The following is a 6,652-nucleotide window of genomic DNA, read 5'->3' on the forward strand; positions in this document are numbered from 1 at the left end:
TGGAGAGATTTTTCGTTTATGGTTTATAAGAACAGTTCCTATCATACAATTTTTTAATTCTACAATGTTTGAATATTATATGGACGTGTGTTTTGTCTAGGACAATAAAGAAGAACAAAAAGAAATCTTTATTGAAAAGAATTTTTTTATGGGCAGTCGGAATAATTGTAGTGCTAACAATGGCATTGGGGATATTTGTGACCATGTTAAATGAAGATTCAGAACATTATAATAGTAATGGAACCGTGATAGTTAAAACTCCTGTGTGGTTAGATAAACCATCGTATAGACTGTATAAAGAAGAAAATATTCTGGTTCTTCGGTTCTTAAGAAATGCAGATGGAATAGATGATATAAATGCTTCAACTACACAGCAGGAATATATAGATAAATATATAGCTAAAAAGTATGGGTATTTAGAGAAAAAATCAGAACATCAAGATGACGATAAAAATGAATCACGTCAAAACGATATGACAATCGAAAGTCAACAAGATTCAAAAAAAATCAAGAAAATAGACGAAGGCTATCAAAAAATATATCAAACCTATATAAAGGAAACTGATGCAGAATATAGAAAAGACTATAATGCAAAGGGGTATAGCTATATTGTTACCTACGAAGATGAAACGCAGATTAGATATCTAATGTATGATCGTGATAATCAAGAAGGAACAAAGACTCAATATGTGTATTATAAAAATATAAAAAGTACAGATGGATCATGGAGTATGATGGATGCTGAAATTTTAGATATGTACCAGTATGATTACGAATCAAAAGAGGTAAAGGATTTACAAAAGACTTCCTGGTAAATTTAAAAAGAGATCCATTGAATATGAATAGTTACTACATCTCTGGAAAGCCTTGATAAGGTTTTTCAGAGATTTTTCTTTTTATTGGCTACATCTGCCAGTTGGCTACTATCTGGGACTGTTGTTCCGTTGATAAGATTTTCAAGTTGTTGTGCGACTTCGGCTTGTTTGTTTGGATACAGATGACTATAAGTATTTAAGGTTTGAAAGAATTGTAGAGCAGATGAAACAGGCACAGGGGATCACGGAACAGTTAAAGGCAGAAAATCAGATGGAATGGGTAGCGAGAATGAACAATATATAATCGTGTGCAAGGGAGATTGTGGATACAGAGATGGTTTATCAATAATGGAAATAAAATGAAGGAGAAAAGGCGGCAGTTTAGAAAGGCTGTTGCCTTTTAGGAATTGTTGTTTATTTGTTGTTTTTTATAAGCTATACTATAAGGAAAAGATAACATTAGAGCCAGAGGTGAAATTTATGAACTATAAAATTTTAATGGTTGATGATGATAGAGAATTGCTAAAAATGCTGAATCAATACTTTACATTGAAGAATTATACGGTAATGATTGCAGAAAATGGCATAGAAGCAATGGAAAAGATAAGTGCAAATCCCGATATTATTTTATTGGACGTAAATATGCCGGGAATGGACGGAATTGAAGTGTGCAGAAGAATCAGAGATATGGTTTCCTGTCCGATTATTTTTTTGACTGCAAAAGTAGAAGAACAGGATCGAGTAATGGGATTGTTGTCTGGTGGTGATGATTATGTTTTAAAACCATTTAGTTTGAAAGAATTAGATGCTAGAATTATTGCCCATTTGAAACGTGAAGAACGTTTACATAGGAAAAAAGAACAAAGGTTTTATGGAGAATTAGTGATTGACTATGCCAGTAAATGTGTACATATTAAAGGGAATGCTTTAGAGCTTACGAAATTAGAGTATGAGATCATAGAATTTTTGTCTATGAACCCTGAAATGGTATTTGATAAAGAACGAATCTATGAGAAGATTGGCGGATATGATGCAGAAGGGGACAGCCGGGTGGTTACGGAGTTGATTCGCAGAATCCGCAAGAAAATGAAAATGTATTCGGAACACGAATATATTGCAACGGTATGGGGGAGGGGATATAAATGGGCAAAATAAAAAATCTTTCGTTAAGGAAAACCATTGTTTTGTATATGATAATTAGTTTAATAATTAGTTTTTATCTTTCAGCACTAATTATGCGAATAGCAAGCACAGTACAAAACAACATTTGGTGGAATTATGTAGACCAAGAAGAATATTTTGAAATGGCTGAAGGGGATGGTAGAAGGTATTTGCCAGATGTTCCGAGACCACATTCTTATGAAATGAAAGAATTTGATTATCATGTATCGGAAATATGTGATTTTCTTCAGACATTTACAGTGCTTATCGTATCTGTTGCAGGGAGTATTATAGCGGTATTTCTTTTTTATAAGCATAAACTGAAATGCCCTATCGAAGAATTAGAACTGGCTTCCCGACAAGTTGGTCGAAATAATTTAGATTTCCATATCACTTATGAAAATGAAGATGAGATGGGCGGATTGTGCAAAGAGTTTGAACGAATGAGAGGACAGCTGGCAGAGAATAATCAACAGTTATGGAAAATGCTTGAGGAAGAAAAGGCTTTGCGGGCTGCCATTGCACATGATATACGTTCTCCGCTCTCTGTGCTGGAGGGGTATCAGGAAATGCTTTCAGAATATCTTCCGAAGAAAGAGATAAACATGGAGCAAGCCTTAGAAATGGTAAATGAAAGCAAAAAACAGATTGAACGTATGGATATCTTTGTGGAAACTATGCGAAAGATGAGCAGTTTAGATACAAGGGAGTTAGTAGCAGAAGAAATTACCAGTAAACAGGTAGAAATAGACGTACGGGCAGAGATGAACGTGTTTAGGAAAAAATTTGGAAAGCTATATGAATTAGAATGTTCGGAAACAGAAGAAAAATTTTCAGGAGATAAGGAAGTGATTTTAGAGGTTATAGAAAACCTTTTGTCAAATGCCTTTCGTTACGCCAAGACAAAAGTGGAAATGGAAGTGTTTCTTACCTGTTCTGAATTACAGATCAGAATAAAGGATGATGGAGTGGGATTTACAATAGATAAGCAAAAGGCAACAGAGCTTTTTTATCAGCAAAATGTGAAAGACAGTTTGAAACATTCAGGAATGGGCATGTATATCAGCAGATTGTATTGTGAAAAGCATGGTGGTCAGTTACTGATAGAAAATGAAAAACAGAGTGGAGCTGTAATAACAGCAGTATTTCATCGGATTGCATGAGCGGTCCGATTTTTTTATGCTGTTGTCTTTTTGTTGTGATTTATATTTTATGATGTCTATAACGAAGGAAAGGAGGAATACGTATGATTGCTATTTTTAAAAGAGAGATTAGGAATTATCTAAAGCGACCGTTATTTTGGGTAGGTGTTCTGCTTGTGATTTATGGTGTGTTTAATGCGACAAGTCCATATTTAACCACACATTATCTTACAACGGGGGAGGAAATCATCAATGATCAGTCCAACACTTCGGTTGAAGGAGAAGTGTATGAGGGCTATATTCCAGCCACGCCTGAAAAGCACAGAGAGGTATGGCATGAAAAGATAAAAATAAAATTAACGGATGTGTTTGGATTGACGGATTCAGAAGCACAGAATGTCATTGAAAAGCTGGAAAGCATGAATTTAAAAGAGGCCTATGCGTATTTGGAGCAGGAATATGACTGGTACGGGGCAAGGTATTTATACGAGGACAGTACGTATTATAAGGGAACGGCAGAAGAAATCAACGCATATCTAGATAAAAAATTGGAAGATAAGACATTTTCTTTTTATTACGCAAGAAAATTTGCTGATTTTGCGGGTCTGTATATGGTGTTTTTTGCAATTATTATGTTGGCGGTTTTATTTTTACAAGATACAAAAAAGCATACTTATGAATTGTTGCATACAAAGCCTGTGACTGCCGGGAAGTATGTAATGGGAAAAGTGAGTGCAGGATTTACAATTTGTTTGCTTGTGCTAACTATTTTGAATATACTGTTTTGGGTATTGTGCCGCATCTATACAAAGGATAGTGGATTTGAAGTGCGACTATGGGATTTTGTGGCTTCTACGGTACTTTATATATTGCCTAATATGCTGATGATTGTGAGTATATATACATTGATTTCACTCATATTTAAAAATCCACTTCCGGGTGTACCACTTTTGATTCTTTATATGGTGTATTCCAATTTGGGCGGAACTAATGCAGAGGGAGTTTACGGATATTGGGGCAAACCTTTGGCAATCATGGTACGATTTCCGGGGCAGCTTTTTGATACGACACCGCCCCCGATGGCGCTCTTAAATCAAAGTTTTCTTATTATTGTATCGGTAGTAATTATACTGATTTCGATACAGATTTGGAAGCGGAGGCGAATATAAATGAAGAAGGAAATGAAGATTGTTCTGCCATTTTATAAAATTGCTTATGCAGTATCCTTTGTTGTAATTTTAAGTGTGATTCGTGCAGTTGTTTTCACGTATGAAATAGGACTATCCATAGAGCCGCCTTTTGCGATATTGACTGCTGTTTTTTGTGCAGATACTTATGTGCAGGAAATTACAAGCAACCGTTCCGAAGTTCAGAGACTGTATCAGATAAAAAAGAGAATCTATTCTATTATACAGAGACTGATGATACAGGGAACTTTTTTGCTGCTGCTCGCTGTTCTTGGATATGGATTGTTTTTTGCGTTTCAGAAACCAATTACACATCCAGTAACAGAAAGTGAAATACTTCAGTTTATTACCTGTTTTGGGGCGATTGTAGTAACTATTTTCTTTTGGGGAATATTGGCTAATACATTGTCTATGCTTTTTCGCAATATGTGGATGGGAATTGGAAGCAGTCTTTTGATATGGGTAGCAACAAATTCCACAGGTGGAGATAAACTTTTTGGAGCATGGAATCTGTTTTCTTATTCTTTTAGAGATATAGAAAATACTGCCGATATTACATGGCTGTATGGGAAAGGCTTGTGTATTTGTATCGGACTGATTTTGTTACTGGCATTGCCGAAGATCGTAAGAAAGAGAGGGTAAATTTATGAGTATTCATATTGAGGATTTAACGGTAAGATTTAAGAATAGTGTCACAGCAATCGACCATGCAGATTTAGATATACCAAATGGGATATTTGGACTATTAGGAGAAAATGGAGCGGGAAAGACAACTTTGATGAGAGTTTTGACCACTGTGCTTAAACCTACAAACGGAATGGTTACATTAGACGGAATTTTGTATAGCGAAGGAAACTATGAAAAAATCCAAAGAAAGATAGGGTATTTACCACAGGAAATTGAACTGTATCCTAATTTGACGGTTCAGGAGTGTTTGGAGTATATGGGAGATCTGGCAGGTGTTCCGAAAGCAGAATGTAGAAAGCGGATAGATTATTATTTGAAAAAGACCAGTCTTATAGAACATCGTAAGAAGAAAATGAAGCAGTTATCAGGCGGTATGAAGCGACGGGTAGGATTGGTGCAGGCGCTTTTAAATGAACCGGAATTTTTAATTGTGGATGAGCCAACTACCGGTTTAGATCCGGAGGAACGTATTCGCATCCGCAATTTGTTAGTAGATTTTCTGAAAACAGAACGGTTTTGTTTTCAACTCATGTGGTAGAAGACTTAGCTGCCACCTGCAATCAGCTTGCAATTATGCATAAAGGTCGATTTCTGTATGCGGGTTCTATGAAGAATTTGACAGAAGAAGCACAGGGGAAAATCTGGATTTGCAAAGTACCTGATGAGAGAAAAGCAAGAGAAGTGGAACAGAAGTATCGTATTACATCTAACAGTATGTTGAGGGGGGATTGCAGTTAAGAGTGATTTCTGAAATACAGCCAGAATTGGAGTGTATGTCAATTCCTGCAACGTTGGAAGATGCTTATATTTATGTGACGAATCAATACGAGTAGATAAAGCACCATCTGATGCTTTACTACCAGTTGCACGTTGTTCGCTTTGAATATTTGTGGAGAAAAAGTATGTATTATTTTGGCTTTCTATAAAACCTATAAACCAGCCATTTATATCCTGCCCGTTCACTCGTCCGGTTCCGGTTTTTCCATAAATTCTCCATTTTCAGAGGCGGTAAGATGGATGGAATTTTTGACGGCATGAATATTAGCAGGAGTAAAGTTGAAGTTGTTTCGATATAAATTTTTCAAAAGTTCAACTTGTTCTACTGGTGAAATCTTTAAGGATGACTGCATCCAGTAGGAAGAGAAATCTCCGGATATATTTTTATTGCCATATCCTATTTGCTGAAGGTATGAATTTATAGTGGAAGATCCGAGCTGCTTGTCGATTGATTCAAAATACCAGTTTGTATATATCTTTTAAAAGGTATATGATTAAGAAAAACGGCAGGAGGTATCTGAATGAAATCACATAAATATTGGTCTATCGGTGCACTGATTACAATGCTTGGAACTTTTTATACAGGTTATAAGGGATCAAAAGAAGGCCATAAGTACTTTGCAGCAAGTTCTTTGCTTTGCATGATTATGGCTATTTATACAGGACACAAGATGATTTCTGGTAAAAGTAGGAAGAAAAAAGAAGTTTCAGTAGAGAGTGTTGAAGATTAAAAAACAAAATATTTTAATAAATAACGCCGGTGCGGGATTTGATGAGAGTATGAAACTTTTTCTGTAAAATAATGTTTGGAAGGTTCTTCTATGATACAATAAATATCATTAGGAGGACCTTTTATTATGGCAAGACAAAAGAAACCGGTACA

Annotated in this window: 7 protein-coding genes and 3 pseudogenes; 8 read left to right on the forward strand and 2 right to left on the reverse strand. The window is 35.6% G+C overall.

Going from position 1 to position 6,652, the window contains the following annotated elements; translation table 11 throughout:
• Positions 1 to 203 precede the first annotated feature (203 nt).
• The 7 genes and pseudogenes from DXA55_RS16600 to DXA55_RS16630 all read left to right on the forward strand — a co-directional run bounded on the left by DXA55_RS16600 (position 204) and on the right by DXA55_RS16630 (position 5,825).
• On the forward strand, positions 204 to 815 hold the full coding sequence (locus DXA55_RS16600) for a hypothetical protein (RefSeq protein ID WP_147342041.1): 612 nt from the start codon (positions 204 to 206) through the stop codon (positions 813 to 815).
• A gap of 196 nt (positions 816 to 1,011) precedes the next feature.
• Positions 1,012 to 1,119, forward strand: a pseudogene (locus DXA55_RS16605) (TnpV protein); the annotation flags it as partial.
• A 176-nt stretch (positions 1,120 to 1,295) separates the two neighbouring features.
• A complete protein-coding gene (locus DXA55_RS16610) occupies positions 1,296 to 1,970 on the forward strand; it encodes a response regulator transcription factor (RefSeq protein ID WP_025580965.1) in 675 nt (224 codons plus the stop codon).
• Entirely contained in the window at positions 1,958 to 3,139 is a 1,182-nt protein-coding gene (locus tag DXA55_RS16615; RefSeq protein ID WP_025580964.1) for a HAMP domain-containing sensor histidine kinase, read from the forward strand. The genes DXA55_RS16610 and DXA55_RS16615 overlap by 13 nt, the downstream gene beginning before the upstream one ends.
• A gap of 83 nt (positions 3,140 to 3,222) precedes the next feature.
• The gene (locus tag DXA55_RS16620; RefSeq protein ID WP_117814652.1) at positions 3,223 to 4,287 is read left to right on the forward strand and encodes an ABC transporter permease; all 1,065 of its coding nucleotides are present in this window, start codon (positions 3,223 to 3,225) and stop codon (positions 4,285 to 4,287) included.
• Entirely contained in the window at positions 4,288 to 4,947 is a 660-nt protein-coding gene (locus tag DXA55_RS16625) for a hypothetical protein (RefSeq protein ID WP_015521696.1), read from the forward strand.
• Positions 4,948 to 4,951: 4 nt separating this feature from the next.
• Positions 4,952 to 5,825 (forward strand): annotated as a pseudogene (locus tag DXA55_RS16630) (ABC transporter ATP-binding protein).
• Between the two features lie 73 nt (positions 5,826 to 5,898).
• Here DXA55_RS16630 and DXA55_RS19685 read toward each other — a convergent pair.
• Positions 5,899 to 5,955 (reverse strand): annotated as a pseudogene (locus DXA55_RS19685) (hypothetical protein); the annotation flags it as partial.
• The gene (locus DXA55_RS19445; protein ID WP_081016920.1) at positions 5,952 to 6,245 is read right to left on the reverse strand and encodes a penicillin-binding transpeptidase domain-containing protein; all 294 of its coding nucleotides are present in this window, start codon (positions 6,243 to 6,245) and stop codon (positions 5,952 to 5,954) included. The gene DXA55_RS19445 and the pseudogene DXA55_RS19685, both read right to left, overlap by 4 nt.
• A gap of 45 nt (positions 6,246 to 6,290) precedes the next feature.
• On the opposite strand from DXA55_RS19445, the gene DXA55_RS16640 reads away from it, so the two are divergent.
• Positions 6,291 to 6,500, forward strand: coding sequence for a DUF6219 family protein (locus tag DXA55_RS16640; protein WP_008392833.1), 210 nt, complete (start codon positions 6,291 to 6,293; stop codon positions 6,498 to 6,500).
• Positions 6,501 to 6,652: the final 152 nt, after the last annotated feature.

The sequence above is a fragment of the Blautia sp. OF03-13 genome (genome assembly GCF_003460685.1).
In the GTDB taxonomy this organism is placed as follows: domain Bacteria; phylum Bacillota; class Clostridia; order Lachnospirales; family Lachnospiraceae; genus Fusicatenibacter; species Fusicatenibacter saccharivorans.

Excerpts from the sequence above, each read along its gene's own strand:
- DXA55_RS16625 (WP_015521696.1), top strand. The coding sequence starts at position 4,288 with ATGAAGAAGGAAATGAAGATTGTTCTGCCATTTTATAAAATTGCTTAT.
- DXA55_RS16615 (WP_025580964.1), top strand. The coding sequence starts at position 1,958 with ATGGGCAAAATAAAAAATCTTTCGTTAAGGAAAACCATTGTTTTGTAT.
- DXA55_RS16640 (WP_008392833.1), top strand. The coding sequence starts at position 6,291 with ATGAAATCACATAAATATTGGTCTATCGGTGCACTGATTACAATGCTT.
- DXA55_RS16610 (WP_025580965.1), top strand. The coding sequence starts at position 1,296 with ATGAACTATAAAATTTTAATGGTTGATGATGATAGAGAATTGCTAAAA.
- DXA55_RS16600 (WP_147342041.1), top strand. The coding sequence starts at position 204 with ATGTTAAATGAAGATTCAGAACATTATAATAGTAATGGAACCGTGATA.
- DXA55_RS16620 (WP_117814652.1), top strand. The coding sequence starts at position 3,223 with ATGATTGCTATTTTTAAAAGAGAGATTAGGAATTATCTAAAGCGACCG.